Below are 19,915 nucleotides of genomic sequence, written 5' to 3'. Positions count from 1 at the left end.
TGGGCTTTTTTGTATCTAAAGCTTATGAAACTGGCCTACTGATGAATCAGTAGCTAAGCAGGTTTGGCAGTTCGACTCTGGCAGTCGGCACCATTTATCAGACAAGCCCAGCATTAGCTAGGTTTTTTTGTAACTAAAGCTTATGAAACTGGCCTACTGATGAATCAGTAGCTAAGCAGGTTTGGCAGTTCGACTCCGGCAATCGGCACCATTTATCAGATAAGCTCAGCATTAGCTGGGCTTTTTTGTATTTAAAGCTTAGAAACTGGCCTACTGATGAATCAGTAGCTAAGCAGGTTTGGCAGTTCGACTCCGGCAATCGGCACCATTCCTTCGTAGGAAGCAAGCAGCCCTAACATCGGTTAGGGCTTTTTTGTATTTATTGATACGACCTGACTAAAAAGACATAAAAAAAGTCACCGTTTTGTTAATAACAGTCAGTCAAAACATGCTTAACCGAAGGATGTAAGCTTGCTATAGCGTTTCGGTTAATCGCTGCCCCACTTGAGAAATAGTACTAGTTGCTACGGTGTTTCCAAGTTTATCAGCGAGTTTTAAATTCAGTTTAGCGAACACCCTGTAAATGAACGGTTGCGGTTCAAGGTTATATCTACTAGTAGTCAATCAGAAAACATAAAAAAATCCAGTGATTGGTGATCACTGGATTTTGCTCCGATTATGTTAAAAGACAAGCTCTAACAGATCGATGTTAACGCAAGTGCGTGTGGTTTATTACGTTCACTAACAATTAGAATGTATAGTTAGCTTTTACGTAGTAATAACCACCATTGTAATCGAATGGACCACTTTCGTAGTAAATAGCACCACTCCAGTTATTCGCCGCTTGTAACTTCTGTGCTTCTTGGTCAAAAATGTTCATTGCACCAGCAGAGAAGGTTAACGAGTCACTATAGAAATAACTAATTTCAGCATCGAAAGTGATTGCAGAATCGGCAACTTCTGATTCTTCTGGCGTTGTACCATCAGCATGCGTTGCATAGTACTCACCAAAGTAATTTGCACGAACAAACATGCTTACATCTTCCCATGACTGAGCCATAGTTAATGTACCACGGTGTGCAGGAATACCATCTTCTAGACGATCAATTTTACCTTGGTTTGTTGTCGCAGGATTAAATGCATCAACTTTAGTATCTGTCCAGTTATACGCTAAGCTCCACTGCGTATCACCGTCAAATAACTCCATTGAATAGTTTGCTACAACATCAATACCTTGAGTAGTAGTATCAAAATCATTGGCAAAATAAGTTACCGCAGAAATTAATTCAGGATTCGTTACACCAGCAGCTTCAAGCGCTGTGTAATCAGCAGGCTCAACAGTAATTTGACTTGATTGCGCAATACGGTCAGTCACTTCAATGTTATAGTAATCAGCCGTCATGAAGAAATCACCGCTAGTATAAACAATACCTGCCGCATAACTGACTGATTCTTCTGGCTCTAACTCTTTACCGCCATAAAATGCTGCTAATGGGTTAGTTGGTGGCGCAGTGAAACTTTGAATTAACTCACCTTCAACCATTGATGTAGCTGTGTTGACAACGTTTGCTTGACCAACCGTTGGAGCACGGAAACCAGTACTGTGTGAAGCACGTAAAGAGACTTCATCAGAAACCGACAATTGTGCCGTTAATTTATAATTAAGCGTACTACCGAATGAAGTAAAATCTTCATAACGCAATGCACCACCTAATAATAAATCGTCATTAACTTGTGCTTCAACATCCGCATATAGTGCGAAACTACGACGAGTATTGATACCTTGTGCTTCTGGACCGAACCCTTTAAAGCCGTGAGAACCTATGTTAAAACCTTGCGCTGCATATGGACCTGCTTTCCAAGAAGACTCTTCACCAGCAGTAATTTCAAAGCTTTCTTCACGCCATTCTGTACCAAACGCTACATTTAGAGGCTGATCAAAACCGGCTTCAACTTCTTTAACAATATCAAAATTAAAGCTTTTTTCTAATTGTGTATAACCACCTGTTTCAAAATCAACCGGCGTGTCTAAGCCTAAAGAAGGGTTCAAAGTATTGTTAAGAATAAAGGTTGATGCGCTTCGACCTACACTACCACTTAGATCATAATACCAACCTTCTAAAAAGCCTGATTTTGCTTCACCTTTAGTTCCAATTACCAAAGAAGTATCAGTGATATTACCACCGAATCTAGGCGTGTAACCGCCTGGCATAATTTGGTTCATAGCAAAACAGTTTGGATCTGCTACCATCGCTTGATATTCAGCTGTATCTAACACATTAGGGACGTTTGCCGGTACAACAGCACAAGTACGTTCTGCGCCCATTGCTTGAGCGACATCGCCTACTAATAAGGTTTCACCACCATCAATTGAGAATACGTTACTACGGTTATGTGGGTTACGATAATAGAAACCACCTTCTGCATCACGCTCAGAGTAGTTACCAAACATGTAGAATTCTTTATCATCACCTAAATCAAGACCTACATTAGCGAATAAGGTAATGTCATCTTTAATTTCTGGGCTACCCCAAATCATTGCTGGATCTGGAACATGAGAATTGCCTGCTGCTTGTAAAGCTGCAGCATCTGGACGTTGTACACTTCGGCTAGTCGCATCAGCATTTTTTAACTGAAAACTTAAATTAACAAAGCCATCATCCGTAAAAGGTAAACCAATATTACCGTCGACAATAGTACTTGTACCGTCACCTTCATAGTATTCACCATGTTTAACAGATAAAGAACCACCGTCAGCGTCATCTTTTAAAACAAAGTTCATTACACCAGCAATAGCATCTGAGCCGTATTGAGCAGCAGCACCATCTCTTAAAACTTCAACTTGTTTTAAAGCAACGCTTGGAATCACCGAAATATCAGGACCTTGTGCACCATCGTTCACACCACCACCTTGGAAAGCAATAACCGATGCACGATGACGACGCTTACCATTTAATAAGATAAGTGTACTATCTGATGATAAACCACGTAAGTTTACCGGACGAATTAAGGTTGCAGCATCACTGATAGGTTGTTGGCGAACGTTGAATGAAGGGACAGCACCTTGTAGCATATCAAGCATGTCACTAGAGGCGCTTTTTCCTAACTCATCACCACCTACAATATCAACAGGTACAGGGGATTCAGCAACTGAACGTGGAGCAGAACGAGAACCAACTACGGCAATTCGTTCAACTTCTTCAGCACCAGTGTTTTCTTCTGCAAATGAGGGAGCAGTACCTAAGGCTAAGCCAACCGCTATTGCTAGCGTGCCAGCACGAAATTTATTAGACATTTTATTTCCTTCCTAGTTTTTAGGTATATATAAATAATTATTATTATTGCTTAGATACATCCTTTGAAAATACTCTAAGCTCAATATGTTATAAAACAGCGAGTAAAGCTTTACAAGAGGGTAAAATTCACCTTAAAAGTCAAGTTGAAGAAAGTTTACGAATATCATTACATCGATACGAAGCGGTATATTAAAATGAGTTATTCCTTTATATTTATTACAAGTCAGACAGACCATATTCTCTAGCTTTAATTTTACATTTTTAAAATGCGAATGGCTTCGTATAAAAAAGGTTATAAACATAACCATAACGACTAAAAAACAACTTTGATATTCAAAAATAAAATAGATTTATTTTTGAACTTTTCAAAGACAACAAAAAAAACGCTGTAATTTCCACCTACTTTTAACCAAATATTAACACGGAATATTGTATACAAGTCGTTTCATCGTATTTATCATGTTGCTTATCGTAAAAACAGCACAAAAAGCCTAAATGAAAAATTAAAAACATTGAATAATTATTCAACAAGAAATGAATAAAAAATAGATAACTAAATGGGATAAACTTTCTGTGATAATTTTTAGAGACAAATAGGCTAATATAAAAAAGCTTGTCTTATATATAAGACAAGCTTTGATTATTGACAGCAAGAAACTTTTACATTTTCGCGCCTTAGATAAACGAGTTTTATTAATTAGCTGGCAGTATTTTCGCTTCAACCAAACCAAAACCGATACGAGCAGCTCCTGGTTTTTCACACCAGCCAGTCATAATAACGTTGTCGCCATCTTCTAAGAAAGTTCGTGTTTCGCCATTTGGCAAACTAATCGGCTCAGAGCCCGCGTTCGATAGTTCTAACATAGAACCGGCTTCCTCAGGTTTGGGACCGGATTGTGTGCCACTACCAAACATATCACCAGAACGTAAATTACAACCATTTACGGTATGATGAGCAACCATTTGTGCAACTGTCCAATACGAATCTTTAAAGTTTGATTGTGATAAAGGTGTTGGAGCTAAATCATTGGAACGCATAGCGTCAGTTTCTAATAACACTTGTAAGTTAATATCAAAAGAACCAGAAGCTCTATTTTGACTAGATTCTAAATATGGCATTGGCTGAGGATCAGCTTCATCACGAGTCCAGCTTGCTTTATAAGGAGCAAGCGCTTCAGTTGTCACTATCCATGGCGAAATTGTAGAAGCAAAACTTTTAGATAAAAATGGTCCTAATGGTTGGTATTCCCAACCTTGAATATCTCGCGCAGACCAATCATTAAAGATACAGATACCAAAGACATGATCTTCGGCATTTTCAATAGTAATCGGCTCACCTAATTCATTACCCTTACCAATAAAAATACCAATTTCAAGTTCATAATCTAAACGTTTACAAGGACCAAAAGATGGCTCAGTGGCTGTAGGCGCTTTCGTTTGACCTTTAGGGCGTTTAAAGTCTTTACCAGAAACTTCAATTGACGATGAACGACCATGATAACCAATTGGCACCCATTTATAATTCGGTAATAATGGGTTGTCTGGACGGAATTTTTTACCAACAGAAGTTGCATGATGAATAGAAGTATAGAAATCCGTGTAATCGCCAATATTACAAGGTAAAGCAAACTCAGCATCGGCTTGAGGTACTAAACAACTTTTAAGCTTTTCTTGTGCTGCAGAGCCAGAGCTTAATGCCTTAGATAAAGCTAAACGAAGTGCTGACCAAACATTTTTCCCCATTGCCATAAAGGAATTAAGTTCACGTTGAGAGCAAGCTTCAAGCGCTTGTAATGCCACGCCTGAAAAAACATCAGCATTCTTTGCTGCCGCTAAATCTACGATTTGATCACCAATGGCAACACCGCCGCGAAAGTCTTCATCTGATCCGATTCTTTTAAAAACTGCAAAAGGTAAATTTTGAATAGGAAAGTCACAGCCAGCTTGGTTGGCAGTTTCAACCCAACTAGTTAAATCAGGGTTATGGGTTTCATTAAGCAAATGGTTATTCGACATTGGCAATAATACTCCGAAAAAGCGTATAAAAAGTGTTTTATGTTATTAGACTCTGTTGCCCTGAAATGAAAGAGCAAAATCATTGAGAAAATATTTGCCGTCATTATAACAGCGAGCAATTGAAAGGCTACGAATTGACAAAAATGTCACAGAGAAAGTGTCAACTTATTGTTGCAGTACAACAGTAGACTTTACACTTGGTTTGGTTAATTGAGTTTGATATAGATATTTACAGCTCAAAATCACCAAAGTCGATATCATTGGAAGTAGATAATTTATTTTTACTTGGAGGGTCAAGTAATGATGGTTGAGGGTTCTCAACATTTTGCTCAACTTCTTTGACTTTAATTTTGCCGTCTTTTCGTTTCTTGCGTTGAATACATCGTTTAATTACTTTTTGCTTTTCAGTTGAAGCAAAATTAATCCAGTTTTGACGTTCCTCACGGGTTCTAAAACATCCCAAGCATTGGCCTTTGTCATCTGACTGACAAATACCAACACAAGGGCTAGGAACATCAAAAAACTCTAATTGCATATTTTACTATCGTTAAGCGCAGTGAATGTCACTACGATAAAAACTCGCCTATCGTTTATTATAAACTATTGGCGAGTTAAACCCTATTACGCTAATTCATCCGTTGCAATATGATAATCAGGATCTTCAATTAAATTGATCTCAACCAAACTGCCGGCTTTAGTTAATAACTGTTTACACTCACTGTTTAAATGGCGTAAATGCATAGTTTTACCACTAGCTATATAACGCTCAGCAAGGGTATCAATGGCTTCAATAGCTGAGTGATCAGCTACTCGTGAGTTTTTAAATTCAACAATGACATCATCACTATCGTTACTAACATCAAATTGTTCTAAAAAGTTTGAAATTGAGCCAAAAAATAATGGGCCATTAACGTCGTAAACGGTAGAGCCATTTTCGTCAATAGAACGTTTTACATTAACATGCTTTGCATGTTCCCAAGCAAAAACTAATGCAGAAACTATCACACCTACTACCACAGCTACTGCTAAATCAGTAGCTACCGTCACACCAGAAACTAACACAATAACAAAAGCATCAGCTTTGGGGACTTTGCCTAAAATACGGAAACTTGACCATTCAAATGTACCGATAACGACAATAAACATCACACCAACTAGTGCAGCTAACGGTATGATTTCAATTAAACTAGAAGCAAACAAAATAAAGCCTAATAGCGCTAATGCGGCTGTAATACCAGACGCTCTGCCTCGCCCACCTGAGTTCACATTAATCATTGATTGACCGATCATCGCACATCCCCCCATACCGCCAAAAAAGCCATTCACTGCATTTGACGCACCTTGAGCGATACATTCTTTATTACCACGACCACGCGTACCGGTGAGTTCATCAATCAAGGTTAACGTTAACAAAGATTCAATCAAACCAATTGCCGCTAACACGATGGCAAAGGGGAAAATAACTTTCAATGTTTCTAAATTAAATGGCACGTTTGGAATAGAGAACTGAGGTAAACCACCAGCAATTGATGCAGCAGGATCATTGGTCATATCACGAACAAAGTCGACTACCGTTCTTGCATCTAATCCCAAACTTTGTACTAAAATTGTCACCACAACAATCGCTACTAGTGAAGATGGCACTGCTTTAGTTAATTTCGGTAAAAAGTGAATAATGGCCATAGTTAACACAATTAAACCCGCCATAGTATATAACTGTGTACCCATCATCCATTCTAATTCGCCAGCAGCATTGGTAACTTTAAACTGACCTAATTGCGCCAAAAATATAACAATTGCCAGACCGTTAACAAAACCTAACATCACTGGGTGTGGCACTAAACGAATAAATTTTCCGAGTTTAAATATCCCCGCCAAAATTTGTAAGATCCCGGTAAGGACAACACACGCAAACAAGTACTCAACGCCATGGATAGCGACAAGACTCACCATCACAACGGCCATAGCACCTGTTGCACCAGAGATCATCCCTGGTCGTCCACCAAAAATAGAAGTGATTAACCCCACCATAAAGGCAGCATATAATCCTACTAAAGGTTCAACACCGGCAACAAAGGCAAAAGCAACGGCTTCAGGAACAAGTGCTAACGCAACTGTTAGTCCTGATAAAACATCATTTTTTAAATTGCCAACTTTGCTGGCATGTAATTCAAACATCACGATCTCACGTTAATTTAAGTAAACTGGCATAAATCATAGGAATTACGTCAGTTAGAATTGGATTTACTTTTTAAATCAGCTAATTGAAAGAAGAAAAAATAGGAAAATATTTAAGTGATAAAAAGCGCGGGAATACTATAGATTTATCGAGAGAAAGTCAATAAATGCTTATGACTAAAGAAGCAGCAATAAGCATTTATCTTTATGATTTTTATATAAATAATTTATTAATTTGATGATTCAGTCAATTGTTCACGTTCAGTTAAAAATGCTTTAATTTCATCTCTAGAGCCTAAAATGTGTTGTTTCATCACAGCAACGGCTTTATCAACGTCTTTACTTTTACACAGTGCCAGTAACTCATTATGCTCTGATTCGGCTTTAGAAATACCACCAGCCCATAATAAATGCATACGGATATAGCGATCAGCGTTTTTATTCAAAGTGTTTACTAAATCTTGGGTTTGCGGGCGAGTAGCGCCAGAATAAAGGCAATTATGATAATTTGAATTTAATTCGCTCCACGTGTTAGCAGCATTCTCTTTACCTAAAGATTGATTCAATTTTTCAAGTAAAACCGTTGCTTCTTCAAGCTTTTCATCGGTTAAATTTGGAATTGAGGCTGCTAACAAATCAGCTTCAAGCATTGCTCGTAATTCGAAAAGTTCATCTACTTGATTAACATTAAGCTCAGTCGCTGTTGCGCCTTTATGTGGCTCAAATGACACTAAACCTTCCGCTTCTAGCTGCAATAACGCTTCACGAACAGGAATTCGACTGACATTAAGTTCTTCCGCTAAAGCAGCTTGACGGAGGGGTTGGCCTGCTTTTATTGCACCATTAAGAATTTTCTCTCTTAATGTTTCAACGACCAATTGTGTGCGTGTTTTATAAACTATGCTCATGCGCCTACCAAATACCTGCTAAAAATTAATTGCCCCCATTATAAGCATTTAATACCTAAAAAAAAGAGCTAATAAAATTAGCTCATTTTAATCAATCATATTTAGATGAAAATCTAACGTCTTAATAGCGCAGGCAATAGCTCATCTGGCATGTTTTGATAACAAATAGGTCGTTGAAAACGTTTGATAGCTTCACTCCCCACAGAAGTAGTTCTTACATCAGTTGACGCCGGAAATGGCCCGCCATGATTCATAGACGCACATACTTCCACCCCGGTAGGCATTTGATTATAAATCAAGCGCCCTACTTTATGAGCAATGAGTGAAGCAACTTGCTTACTTTCCTCAATATCAGATGCTACAGCATGAATACTCGCGGTCAAATTCCCTTTAAGTAAACCAATAAAATCAACCATTTCTGAAAGGTTTTTCAAGCGAATAATTAATGCACATGAACCAAAAACTTCTTCATGAAGAATTGGTGTTGCTTTAAAGGTTGTAAAATCTGTGGCGAATAAAGCAGCTCGACCAAAATGCTCAACACCTGCTTGGCCTTGAGCTAATAACTCTACACCTGATAATGATTGCCATTGTTCAACAGCGCGATTGTATGTAGCGGCAATGGCTGGCGTTAACATTACACCCGCTTGCGTTTCTGCAATAGCAGCACTTGCTGCGCTTTCAAAATCACAAGAATTGCTCTCTTCAATATACGCCCAAATTCCCGGACTAGTACAAAATTGACCTTGCCCCATCATTAAAGACGCCACTAAAGCTTGCGCAATCTCGACAGCATCCTTTGCTAACTTGCCCGGCATAATAAATTGAGGGTTAACACTACCTAGCTCACCATAAAAAGGGATAGGCTCTGCTCGTTCATTAATTTGTTTTTGTAAAATCATACCGACACGTTCAGAGCCAGTAAAACCTACCGCTTTTATATTAGGATGAGTGACGATTTGACTGGAAATAGCGTAGTTTTTTCCTTGTAACAATGAAAAAACGCCAGGATCAATGTCACAATTTTGAATGGCTTTGGCAATGGCTCGCGCGACTAATTCAGCCGTACCAGGATGCGCAGCATGAGCCTTCATAATAACAGGGCAACCTGCGGCTAATGCCGACGCAGTATCACCACCAGCCGTTGAAAAAGCTAAGGGAAAATTACTCGCGGCGAACACTCCAACCACGCCTAACGGTAAATAACCTAAACGTGTATCAGGTTTAGGTAAAGGTTGGCGTTCGGCATCAGCTTCATCAATGACGCTTTGGTACTCACCACTTTCTAATAAATCAGCAAATAAACCAAGTTGACCAATAGTACGCCCCCTTTCACCTTGAATACGCATTACCGGTAGACCCGTTTCAGCACACGCCATATTGATAAGTTCATCACCTAGCGCCAGTATTTCTTCACCAATATTTCTTAAAAATTTCGCGCGTTTTGGTGCGCTAAGTTGTTGATAACTTTTAAACGCTTGATTAGCTCTTTCGATCGCCAGATCTATTTCTGCAGGGGTAGCATCGGCAAATGTTTCTTCCATCTGTTCATTATTAATGGCATGAGTTGCTGAAAAACCTTGACTCGCATTGCCAGACCACTCTCCAGCAATTAAATGTTGTCCTGTAATTGTCATCATCATTCTCTTTTATTTAATTAAACCCAAACTCAGTTAAACTAAGACTTAGTGAAAAACTAAGTCAGTTATTTCACACTAAAACCAAATGCATAAGGGTCATCATCATCGATAGTAATACAGTTTTTACCGTAGACTTTTGCCCAACCTTGAATGCTTGGCTTGATTGCTTGAATCTTTTTATCTTCATTACCTAACTCAACAACGCCTTCAATTTTACCGATAAATTGACTACCGATATAACTTTCATGAGTGAAAGTATCGCCAAGTGTTAATTCGCCTCTGGCAAATAATTGTGCCATCCGAGCACTAGTGCCAGTACCACAAGGTGACCTATCAATGGCTTTTTCACCGTAAAACACTGCGTTAGCTGAGTCTGAGCCAGCCGTTTTCGGTTTACCTGTCCATAACACATGACTCACCCCATTCACGGTAGGGTCTTCAGGATGTACACAGGTTAAAACCTCACTCGCTACTTGACGAACAATTGGGCTCCAACGCAAAATTTCGTCGGCGCTCCATTGGTCAATACCAGGAAAATTTTGTTGCGGTTCAACGATCACATAAAAATTGCCACCATAAGAAACATCTACAGTTAACCTTCCTAATTCAGGAATAATTAACTCAACGTTTTGATGGGCAAGGTATGCGGCAACATTATAAAGCTTAACCGCAGACACTTGCTCACCGGACATTTGGTAATCGATATTGATTTGTCCTGCAGGTACATCTAATACCAGTTTGCCTGGTTGTTTAGGTTTTAATAATCCTGCTTGTATTGCTGCGGTAACCGTACCAATAGTGCCGTGCCCGCACATAGGTAGACAACCAGATGTTTCGATAAATAAAATCGATCCATCTGAGTTATCTCGACACGGTGGATATAAAAACGCCCCCGACATCATGTCATGGCCACGAGGTTCAAACATCAAACCTTGACGGATCCAATCATGATTTTCGAGAAAGTCTTGTCGCTTTTCACTCATGGTTTCCCCTTTGAGTTCGGGATGGCCACTGGTCACTAACCTAACAGGGTTACCGCAAGTATGAGCGTCAATACAAAAAAATGTTCCTTTGTTCATTTACAACCTTATATCGGTTTATGCCTCATCAATAAAAGGCTCAATAATTATTTATTGAGCCATTTATCATGTGGATTTATTAACGTTTAATCTAAGTTAAATTTAGACAAATCAATACGCGTTGCAACTGCATCGTTATAAAGCTTTTCAACTCGGCTTCTTTCTTCACCGGTAAGCGGCATACGTGGTGCACGAGTGACTTCACTACCACGACCGGCAAGTTGTTCACAAAACTTAATACATTGTACTAATGTTGGAATAGTGTCTAAACGTAATAATGGTAAGAACCAACGCCAGATTTCAAGGGCTTCTTGGTAACGACCTTGCTTAGCTAACTTGTAAATAGCCACCGACTCTTGAGGGAAGACATTGGTTAAGCCAGAGATCCAACCTGTGCAACCTAACATTAAGCTTTCTAAAGCAATATCATCTACGCCACCAAAGACAATAAAACGATCACCAAACGCTGCATATAATTCAGATATACGACGCGTATCTTCCGTGGCCTCTTTCACAGAGATAATGGTTGGCTCTTGAGCAAGTACGCGCATACCTTCAATGGAAACATCAACACCATAGGTAACTGGGTTGTTATATATCATAATAGGTAAATTACAGTTTCTCGCCACTTGTTGGTAATGGTGAATCGCTTCTGCTTCACTTGAGCGATAAACCATGCCAGGTAACACCATCAAACCGTCAATGCCGACTTCTTCACACATTTGAGAGTATTCAACGGCAAACTGTGTTGTGGTTTCTGCAACACCAGAAATAACTGGCACTCGGCCGGCAACCACTTCTTTAACGGCCATTAAAATGGCTTTTTTCTCTTCTCGAGTATGTGAGCAATTTTCACCAACAGTGCCAAGAGCAATAATACCGTCAACACCCTCTTTAATAAGTGAATCGACCATATTTTTTGTCGCTTCAAAGTTAATTGAATAATCGTCGAAATACTGAGTTGTTACCGCAGGGTAAACACCTTGCCAATTAATGTTCATCATTTGTTTGTACCACAATAGTTAAAGTAATAAATACCTAAAAAGTATTTGTAGAATTAATATCGCATATTGTATACAATTATTTTATTCGCACAAGTATAATGTATAAAAAAATATTTTTAAGGGTTAAACAATGCAGTTTAATGACATTAAATTCAATAACTATCAGTCAATTAAAACCATTGACGCACATACTGAAGGTGAGCCACTACGTATTATTACCAGTGGTTATCCAAAGATTATTGGTAAAACTATCTTAGAAAAGCGTCAATATCTTATCGATAATCTAGATCATTTACGCCAATTGCTAATGTTTGAACCTAGAGGTCATGCCGATATGTATGGTGCTTTGATCACCGAACCTTGTACTGAAAATGCAGATTTTGGTATTTTATTTATGCATAACGAAGGTTATAGCAGTATGTGCGGGCACGGTATTATTGCGGCTGTTACCGCAGCAATTGAAACTAAAACCATTAATTTACCTACTGAAAAAAACTATATCGGTATTGATTCCCCGGCAGGTTTTATTAAAGCATACGCCACTCAAAATAATCATCAATTAACGGTAAGTTTTGATAATGTGCCTGCTTTTGTCGAAGCGCGTGATCAAGAAATATTTGTCGAAGGTGTCGGACAAATAACTTATGACATCGCTTTTGGCGGCGCTTATTATGTTTTTGTTGATGCAGATAAGCTGTCGATAGACTGTTCAGCAGATAATCTGCAAAACTTGATAAATGCGGGTCGAGCAATTAAAAAAGCGGTAATGAAAAGTGTCGTTATAAATCATCCCGAAGACGATGCATTAAGCTTTTTATACGGGACAATTTTCACCTCAAAAAGTACCAATGAAGCTTCATCGCATTCACGTCATGTTTGCATTTTTGCTGACGGAGAAGTCGACCGTTCACCCACAGGTACAGGCGTTTCAGCTCGCGCAGCATTATTACAGGTTAAAGAAGATTTACCTCCACATACGCCCATTGAAATAGAAAGTATTGTCGGCGGAAGGATGTCACTTAGCATTCAACAAGAATGCAATTACTTTGACAAACAAGCCGTAATTCCACGCGTTGGTGGCAGAGCTTACCTTACAGGGGTGCATCAGTTTTTATTAGATGAAAATGACATTTTTCCGCAAGGGTTTTTCCTAAGGTAAATTTTCAACGATAGCCGTTTTCAATAATATACCGGCAGTAATTGGTCAATAAATATGATCTGCTTACATCACTTGGATTTAATGACATGAATGAATCAACAAACAATAAACAAATCGCAGTCGTTGGCGCGGGTATTATCGGCATCAACTGCGCGCTTGAATTACAATCACGTGGTTATCAAGTCACTTTACTTGATAAAGGCGCCATTGGTGAAGGTTGCTCAAAAGGCAATGCGGGACATTTCGCTACCGAGCAAGTTTTTCCCTTAGCCGAGACGAATATTTTATTACAATTACCCAAAATGCTGCTAAACCCTTTAGGTCCTATTGCACTATCACCAAAATACTTTCCGAAAGCATTACCGTGGTTTATTAAATTTATGGCGAATATGTTGCAGTCTAAACGACGTAAAAATATTGCAGCGCTAAAAAGTATTAATGAACAGGCCATCGCTTATTATAAACCGCTATTAAAAGCGGCTAATGCAGAAGATATTTTCGTAGAAAATGGCAGTTTATTAGTTTTTGAAAATACACCTTTGGCGAAAATACAAAAGTTACAACAAACGTATTTAGCACAAGGAGTGAAAGTTAAACTATTAGATAAAAATCAAACGTTATTGTTAGAACCCAATTTACATCAAAACATTCAATACTCGTTATATTTCACTGATGTAGCCCATACACTCAACCCATTATCTTTGAGTCAAAAATTAGCTAAATATGCCGAAACGTTAGGCTGTAAAATTGAACGCTTTGACGTTAAAAACATTGAACATCGAGCAACTAAGGTAGTAATAAGTGATCAGAGGAAACAATTAGCGTTCGATCATGTGGTTATAGCAACAGGCGCTTGGTCAGAAAACTTGCTTCAGCAATTAAACTACAAGCTGCCAATAGAAGCTGAACGTGGTTACAGTTTAGACTTAGCCGCAGACGCTAACATTGAATTAAATCGACCAGTCGCTTCTGCAGAACGGCGATTTATTATCACGCCAATGTCGCATGGTTTACGATTAGCAGGAACGGTTGAATTTGCAGGATTAGCACAAAAAGCAAATATGAAACGAGCCACAATGCTTTATAAAAACGCTAAGTTTATTGTTAAAAAATTATCAGAAGAGGCGCCTGAAGAAAGTCAGGGTTGGTTAGGTTTTCGACCGTCTCTGCCCGACTCTTTACCGGTAATATGCGCAGCGCCAAATCATAAAAACATTAGTTTTGCTTTAGGGCATCAGCATTTAGGTTTAACTTTAGGTGCTATAACAGGAAAACTGATTGGTCAAATAGTGGCAAGCGAACAACCGGCCATTGATATTGCTCCCTTTTGTATTTCTCGCTTTCAATAACTTAGCGAATAAACGGCTTAATAAACATGATCATTAAGCCGTTTAAAAACAATAACTATTTTAAATCTTCTTGATGGGTAATTGGCACTTTCACTTGAAAACTACAGCCCTTTTTCACCGGTAAGCTTTTCACTGTGCCACCTAACTTAGCATCTACCAGGTTGTAAACAATGTTCATTCCTAGCCCAGAACCACCTTGCCCTCTCTTGGTGGTGACGAAAGGATCGAAAATTCGTTTTTTAATATCTTTATCTAAACCAACGCCATCATCACTATAAACTAAGGTTAAAAATCCATTGCTTTCAGTAAAGGTAATATTTATTTCCCCTTTATCTCTGCCATCAAAACCATGGATATGAGAGTTAGTCATGAAGTTAGTTAAAATTTGATTCCAAGCACTGGGATATGTCACTAAGTTTAAATTTGGATCTACAGAAACGTTTATAGAATAATTCTTGCGTTTAAATAATGTTTTTACTGTATTTACAATATCATTTACATGTTGAAGCAAGTTTATATTTAACTCAGGATCGGTATGTTGTTCTACTGCAACTGATTTAAAACCACGAATTAACTCTACAGCCTTATTTAAACTGCGTTCAATGATTTCTTGATACTCAATCAATAAAGATAACGTAGTAGTAAGCTGAGACTTGGTTAAGTTTTCATTTTCAACTGATTTAGCTAAATCTAAAACTTTTTCTTTTAACGCGGTAATTGAAGTAACACATATACCTAATGGAGTATTCACTTCATGAGCAACACCTGCGACTAATTGACCTAATGACGCCATTTTTTCTGATTGAACTAATTGATCTTTCGCTAAGGTTAAGTCATCGAGCGATTGCTGTAACTGCTGATTACTAGCCGCTAACTTTGCCGTTCGATCATAAACTTTAATTTCTAATTCACCGTTAAGATTAATCAAAGCATTTTCAGCTTCTTCAAGTTTTACAATGTCATTTTTAATAGCTAATCGCATGCAATTTATAGCATCAGCTAAATCATCTAATTCATCAGTTTTTTTACTACGATTTTGTAAAACAAGCTCTTCGTCTAAATTTTCAGTGGTAACACGTTGAGAATAAGAAGTGATATGGTAAATTTGCCGAGTAATCAACCAATGAACAATGAACATGATAAAAAATGCCACGATAAAAGTCTTAACAAACTCCGCGGTAACAATGAATCCCGCTTGTTGCCATAATCGTTGATAAATATCTTGGTAATCAGCACCAATTAATATTTCACCAATATCGCTTTCTCCATAAAAAATAGGATACTTGGCTTGTTTTTTTAACTCTGCATTTTCATCACCAAATTGGTATATTTTTCCAAAACCAGTGGTGATTTTTACAAAACGAATATCAGGCAATTTAACAATACCTTGAATTTGTTGTTGCACTAAAGGCTCATTAAAATCCCATAAACTGGTAGATATTGATTGAATGTAACTCGACTCAATATTTTCAAATCGGTTATTTAATCGAGTGATATTTTCATGGTACGCAGAATAAAGTTGAATAAAAGTAGAAACTACTGATAAAAAGGAGCTACATAATAATATATAAACAAGCACGCGCCGACTTAACTTATTATTAAAAGAGACTTGTGCTGCCATTGACTATTTTATCCATAAAGTTTCAACTTTCTTAATTAAAATAGTCAAACCAACTAATGTCAATAAATTCTCTTAGGAATAACAAACTGTTAACAAAATAATCACGATTATTCTTAAAAATATAGAAATATTGTCAAAAATTAACGTTCTTCGACAAAATCAAATACTAATTTTGCCGCAGCAAGATCTTCTAAAGCATGTCCTACCGATTTAAATACAGTAATATCATTGGCATTTCTCTTAAATTCAAAAGATTTTCGGCATAATGAAAATAAATCGGCGTTGATATCAGCTATTTCAATCACTTTTTCAGCAAGTGGAATAGCAATATCACCGGTTTCACGTACTGCACTTTCAAAATTATCAACAAAAACTTTTGAACGAGTTAAACACGCATCGTCCATTTCACGCATATCTGGTCGATAAGCGCCAACCATATCAAGGTGCTGACCGTCTTGTAACCATTTACCAAATATCAACGGCTCTGTACTTAAGGTTGCACAAGAAATGATATCAGCTTTGTTGACATAAGCTTTTAAGTCGTCAACCGCTGTACATGTAACATTTAAATCTTCAACCTGATGACAAACTTGCTGTGCCTTATTAATATCCCTTCCCCAAACATAAACCTGGGTAATAGGTCTAACGCTAGCATGCGCTGCAATTAGTTGTGGTGCTAATGTCCCTGTGCCGACAACGAGAAGCGTTTGGCTATTTTCGCGCGATAGGTAACGAGACGCTAACGCAGAGGCAGCAGCGGTTCTTTTCGCCGTCAATGAAGGTGCATCCATCATGGCTTTCATAGAGCCAGTATCAACATCCAATAAAATATAAGTGCCTTGAATGGAAGGGAGATTTTTTTGGCTATTCTCTGGGGCAACGGTAACTAATTTAATACCCGCTACATCACCAGCTTGCCAAGCAGGCATCATTAACAACGTAGTTTCCCGACTTGCTGTTGGATTTTCCATATCAAAATGTAGTCTAGGCGGTACTTCGATGCTCTCAGTAAAAGCAATTTCTAGTGCATTCACCAATTTAGGAAAAGTTAACGCTTGATGAACAGTTTCTGCATTTATAGACAACATATAGAACCTTTTATATTTACATTAAAACAATTAATGCATTATTGCATACTGTATACAAATTTAAAATATTAGGATTGAAATTATTTCTTGTGGGATGTGAGTTGACTTTTTAATCAAGCGCTGACATGCTAAATTTACTTATCAAAGTTTATCCCATGGAGAGCGAGACAATGAACAATTCAATTATATCAACACATGTTATCGCTGATATTGTAATTTATGGGATCTGTCCTAACAGTTTTTTTGCATAAAATAAGCAACGACGTCAATTGCGATTGGCGATACTGTTAACATTACCAAACACAACTATCACTTAAGATTGACTGTCACCTATCGACAGGCTTTCCTTACGTAATGATACGTATTGGTATTCCCTATTTTCCCGTTTTAACAACTATTTTCATTCTTTTATAGAATGAAGTTAACTTGATAGTAGCCAAATACTTATTTGGCGTTTCAAAAGGTCAAAAACTTTGAACACACAAAAAACAACCAATCTCCATGAAGGAGAAACAAACGTTGATGCTAATAACGAAAAGCTTCAACAAAAATTAAGCATAAAACAATTATTCAAACAGTCATTAAAAGGCAATCATCAAGATTTAACCAAAGGTTCGATTGGCGTTGCCGCGTTTTTGCTCGCCGTGCCTATGGTGTTAGAAATGCTAATGGAGTCTATTTTTGCTATTACCGATATCTTTTTCGTTTCGGGTTTAGGCGCACAAGCGGTTGCCGTCGTCGGCTTAACCGAGGCTGTTTTAACGCTTTTATATGCCCTCGCAATTGGCTTAAGTATGGCCGTAACGGCAACCATCGCACGTCGATACGGTGAAAAAAATATTGAACAAGCTGATGTGGTAGCAGGCCAAACGTTATGGATAGGCATGGCCGTAGCACTGGTTGTCGGCTTTATCGGATTAAATTTTGCTGAAGACATTTTAAGGTTAATGGGCGGCAGCGAAACGTTAATCAAAGAAGGTAAAACCTATACGACCATTATGCTGTCAGGTTCAATTACCATATTATACTTGTTCTTGATTAACGCTATTTTTAGGGGAGCTGGAGATGCCTCTATCGCGATGCGTTCTTTATGGTTAGCTAATGGAATAAACATAGTATTAGATCCTCTGCTAATTTATGGCGTTGGCCCATTTCCTGAGATGGGTTTAACGGGTGCTGCTGTTGCGACAAACATTGGGCGAGGTGTCGGCGTAATCTATCAACTTAGTTATTTGTTTGGTGTTGCAGGGCGCATTAAAATTACGTTGAAACATTTACTTATCCAAACCGAAGTTTGTTTAAAACTTCTAAAGGTATCATTTTGGGGAATAATTCAATTTTTAATTGCCACCGCAAGTTGGATAGCTTTAGTTAGAATCGTTTCTACTTATGGTAGTGATGCGGTAGCAGGTTATACCATTGCGATCAGAGTTATTATGTTTGTGATATTACCTGCTTGGGGTTTAAGTAATGCGGTAGCAACCTTAGTTGGACAAAACCTTGGCGCTAATAAACCAGACAGAGCTGAGCAATCAGTTTGGCGCATCGCCAAGTATAATATTTACTTTTTACTTGCTGTTGCCTTAATATTTATCACTATTCCAAGCCATATAATCGGCTTATTTACCAGTGATGAAAATGTTATTAAATATGGCGTAGACTGCTTACGGTATATTAGTTATGGCAATGGTTTTTTTGCCCTCGGTATGATTTTAGTGCAAGCATTTAATGGTGCTGGAGATACCATGACACCAACAAAAATAAATTTTGTTTGTTATTGGCTTATTCAAATACCTGTCGCTTATGGCTTAGCAAAATGGTTTGACTTAGGTCCTACTGGCGTATTTTTAGCGATCACTATCGCACAAAGTATATTCGCGCTCGTTGGCTGGCTGACGTTTAGAAAAGGCCATTGGAAACTGAAATTGGTTTAAATTAACCAAGTATCAACAAAAAGCAGCCTTTAAGTTATACACTTAAAGGCTGCTAATAATAAAAATCAAGCTAGCTGTTTACTGATACTGACTGGTGCTTATTAAAAATCGCTGAGTTTAGCCAGTAAATATTGATTTATCATGATATAAACAACTAAACATGCATTTCTTATCAAATAAAGGGGAGTCAAACGTCTTTATTAACCTGAAAAACTTGCAAACTCTTCCTTGCTTAATTCACCATCACCATTAGCGTCTAACTTTTTAAATTGCTCTGCTAATGCAGAATTACTTTGGGCTTCTGATTCACTGATCACACCGTTACCGTCAAGATCATACTTTTCAAAATCAGAACCTGCATAAGCATTAATAGACACTAACATCACTACAACTGATAACATCGTCGTTAAATTTTTCATCATTTTTCCTCTCACTTATTGTTTAAATAATTCTATTTAATTTAATTTAATTAACACTTAAATAAAGCTTGTTGTTTAGATTCGCTATTACTTTTCAGTGCTTTCAATAGAGAGATATCAACTTTAATGCCAAAACAATAAAGTACCTAATAATCAATAAGTTGCAATAAGCTGATGGTAATGTAGTAAATAAAGCATGAATAAAACGCTTAATTAGTGTTGCC

General features: G+C 37.9%; 14 protein-coding genes. 3 read left to right on the top strand and 11 right to left on the bottom strand.

What is annotated here, in order from left to right:
- Window positions 1-748 precede the first annotated feature (748 nt).
- The 8 genes from Q4493_RS12815 to Q4493_RS12780 all read right to left on the bottom strand — a co-directional run bounded on the left by Q4493_RS12815 (window position 749) and on the right by Q4493_RS12780 (window position 12,118).
- A complete protein-coding gene (locus Q4493_RS12815) occupies window positions 749-3,295 on the bottom strand; it encodes a TonB-dependent siderophore receptor (protein ID WP_303453255.1) in 2,547 nt (848 codons plus the stop codon).
- A gap of 694 nt (window positions 3,296-3,989) precedes the next feature.
- Entirely contained in the window at window positions 3,990-5,312 is a 1,323-nt protein-coding gene (gene fahA, locus Q4493_RS12810; RefSeq protein ID WP_303453254.1) for a fumarylacetoacetase, read from the bottom strand.
- A 229-nt stretch (window positions 5,313-5,541) separates the two neighbouring features.
- Entirely contained in the window at window positions 5,542-5,847 is a 306-nt protein-coding gene (locus Q4493_RS12805; RefSeq protein WP_303453250.1) for a DUF1289 domain-containing protein, read from the bottom strand.
- A gap of 86 nt (window positions 5,848-5,933) precedes the next feature.
- Window positions 5,934-7,490: a SulP family inorganic anion transporter gene (locus Q4493_RS12800; RefSeq protein ID WP_303453269.1), complete on the bottom strand. Its 1,557-nt coding sequence runs from the start codon at window positions 7,488-7,490 to the stop codon at window positions 5,934-5,936.
- A gap of 230 nt (window positions 7,491-7,720) precedes the next feature.
- Window positions 7,721-8,398: a GntR family transcriptional regulator gene (locus Q4493_RS12795; RefSeq protein ID WP_303453248.1), complete on the bottom strand. Its 678-nt coding sequence runs from the start codon at window positions 8,396-8,398 to the stop codon at window positions 7,721-7,723.
- Window positions 8,399-8,511: 113 nt separating this feature from the next.
- Window positions 8,512-10,038, bottom strand: a complete 1,527-nt coding sequence (locus Q4493_RS12790; protein WP_368506784.1) for an aldehyde dehydrogenase (NADP(+)) — start codon at window positions 10,036-10,038, stop codon at window positions 8,512-8,514.
- 65 nt (window positions 10,039-10,103) lie between these two features.
- Complete coding sequence (locus Q4493_RS12785; protein ID WP_303453246.1) at window positions 10,104-11,117, bottom strand: 4-hydroxyproline epimerase; 1,014 nt, start codon at window positions 11,115-11,117, stop codon at window positions 10,104-10,106.
- 86 nt (window positions 11,118-11,203) lie between these two features.
- On the bottom strand, window positions 11,204-12,118 hold the full coding sequence (locus Q4493_RS12780) for a dihydrodipicolinate synthase family protein (protein WP_303453265.1): 915 nt from the start codon (window positions 12,116-12,118) through the stop codon (window positions 11,204-11,206).
- A gap of 133 nt (window positions 12,119-12,251) precedes the next feature.
- Between Q4493_RS12780 and Q4493_RS12775 the strand changes: the two genes are divergently transcribed.
- On the top strand, window positions 12,252-13,280 hold the full coding sequence (locus tag Q4493_RS12775) for a proline racemase family protein (protein WP_303453244.1): 1,029 nt from the start codon (window positions 12,252-12,254) through the stop codon (window positions 13,278-13,280).
- An 86-nt stretch (window positions 13,281-13,366) separates the two neighbouring features.
- On the top strand, window positions 13,367-14,629 hold the full coding sequence (locus Q4493_RS12770; RefSeq protein ID WP_303453242.1) for an FAD-binding oxidoreductase: 1,263 nt from the start codon (window positions 13,367-13,369) through the stop codon (window positions 14,627-14,629).
- Between the two features lie 55 nt (window positions 14,630-14,684).
- Here the strand turns inward: Q4493_RS12770 and Q4493_RS12765 are convergent, their stop codons facing one another.
- Together Q4493_RS12765 and Q4493_RS12760 are read right to left on the bottom strand one after the other, a co-directional pair.
- Complete coding sequence (locus Q4493_RS12765) at window positions 14,685-16,250, bottom strand: ATP-binding protein (protein ID WP_303453239.1); 1,566 nt, start codon at window positions 16,248-16,250, stop codon at window positions 14,685-14,687.
- Window positions 16,251-16,390: 140 nt separating this feature from the next.
- Window positions 16,391-17,338 carry an ornithine cyclodeaminase family protein gene (locus Q4493_RS12760; protein ID WP_303453237.1) on the bottom strand — a complete coding sequence of 316 codons (948 nt, stop codon included), beginning with the start codon at window positions 17,336-17,338 and terminating at the stop codon, window positions 16,391-16,393.
- Between the two features lie 473 nt (window positions 17,339-17,811).
- Between Q4493_RS12760 and Q4493_RS12755 the strand changes: the two genes are divergently transcribed.
- Entirely contained in the window at window positions 17,812-19,272 is a 1,461-nt protein-coding gene (locus Q4493_RS12755) for an MATE family efflux transporter (protein WP_303453234.1), read from the top strand.
- A 200-nt stretch (window positions 19,273-19,472) separates the two neighbouring features.
- Here the strand turns inward: Q4493_RS12755 and Q4493_RS12750 are convergent, their stop codons facing one another.
- The gene (locus Q4493_RS12750; protein WP_303453232.1) at window positions 19,473-19,691 is read right to left on the bottom strand and encodes an EF-hand domain-containing protein; all 219 of its coding nucleotides are present in this window, start codon (window positions 19,689-19,691) and stop codon (window positions 19,473-19,475) included.
- Window positions 19,692-19,915 lie beyond the last annotated feature (224 nt).

Origin of the sequence: Colwellia sp. 1_MG-2023, from assembly GCF_030546755.1 — a bacterium.
GTDB lineage: Bacteria > Pseudomonadota > Gammaproteobacteria > Enterobacterales > Alteromonadaceae > Thalassotalea_H.
Note: the sequence above shows the minus strand (reverse complement) of the source record. Positions and strands in the feature narration are given on the sequence as shown.

What these genes read in the sequence shown, in the direction of transcription:
- Q4493_RS12815 (WP_303453255.1), bottom strand. Translation starts at nt 3,295, where the DNA reads ATGTCTAATAAATTTCGTGCTGGCACGCTAGCAATAGCGGTTGGCTTA.
- fahA (WP_303453254.1), bottom strand. Translation starts at nt 5,312, where the DNA reads ATGTCGAATAACCATTTGCTTAATGAAACCCATAACCCTGATTTAACT.
- Q4493_RS12805 (WP_303453250.1), bottom strand. Translation starts at nt 5,847, where the DNA reads ATGCAATTAGAGTTTTTTGATGTTCCTAGCCCTTGTGTTGGTATTTGT.
- Q4493_RS12800 (WP_303453269.1), bottom strand. Translation starts at nt 7,490, where the DNA reads ATGTTTGAATTACATGCCAGCAAAGTTGGCAATTTAAAAAATGATGTT.
- Q4493_RS12795 (WP_303453248.1), bottom strand. Translation starts at nt 8,398, where the DNA reads ATGAGCATAGTTTATAAAACACGCACACAATTGGTCGTTGAAACATTA.
- Q4493_RS12790 (WP_368506784.1), bottom strand. Translation starts at nt 10,038, where the DNA reads ATGATGACAATTACAGGACAACATTTAATTGCTGGAGAGTGGTCTGGC.
- Q4493_RS12785 (WP_303453246.1), bottom strand. Translation starts at nt 11,117, where the DNA reads ATGAACAAAGGAACATTTTTTTGTATTGACGCTCATACTTGCGGTAAC.
- Q4493_RS12780 (WP_303453265.1), bottom strand. Translation starts at nt 12,118, where the DNA reads ATGAACATTAATTGGCAAGGTGTTTACCCTGCGGTAACAACTCAGTAT.
- Q4493_RS12775 (WP_303453244.1), top strand. Translation starts at nt 12,252, where the DNA reads ATGCAGTTTAATGACATTAAATTCAATAACTATCAGTCAATTAAAACC.
- Q4493_RS12770 (WP_303453242.1), top strand. Translation starts at nt 13,367, where the DNA reads ATGAATGAATCAACAAACAATAAACAAATCGCAGTCGTTGGCGCGGGT.
- Q4493_RS12765 (WP_303453239.1), bottom strand. Translation starts at nt 16,250, where the DNA reads ATGGCAGCACAAGTCTCTTTTAATAATAAGTTAAGTCGGCGCGTGCTT.
- Q4493_RS12760 (WP_303453237.1), bottom strand. Translation starts at nt 17,338, where the DNA reads ATGTTGTCTATAAATGCAGAAACTGTTCATCAAGCGTTAACTTTTCCT.
- Q4493_RS12750 (WP_303453232.1), bottom strand. Translation starts at nt 19,691, where the DNA reads ATGAAAAATTTAACGACGATGTTATCAGTTGTAGTGATGTTAGTGTCT.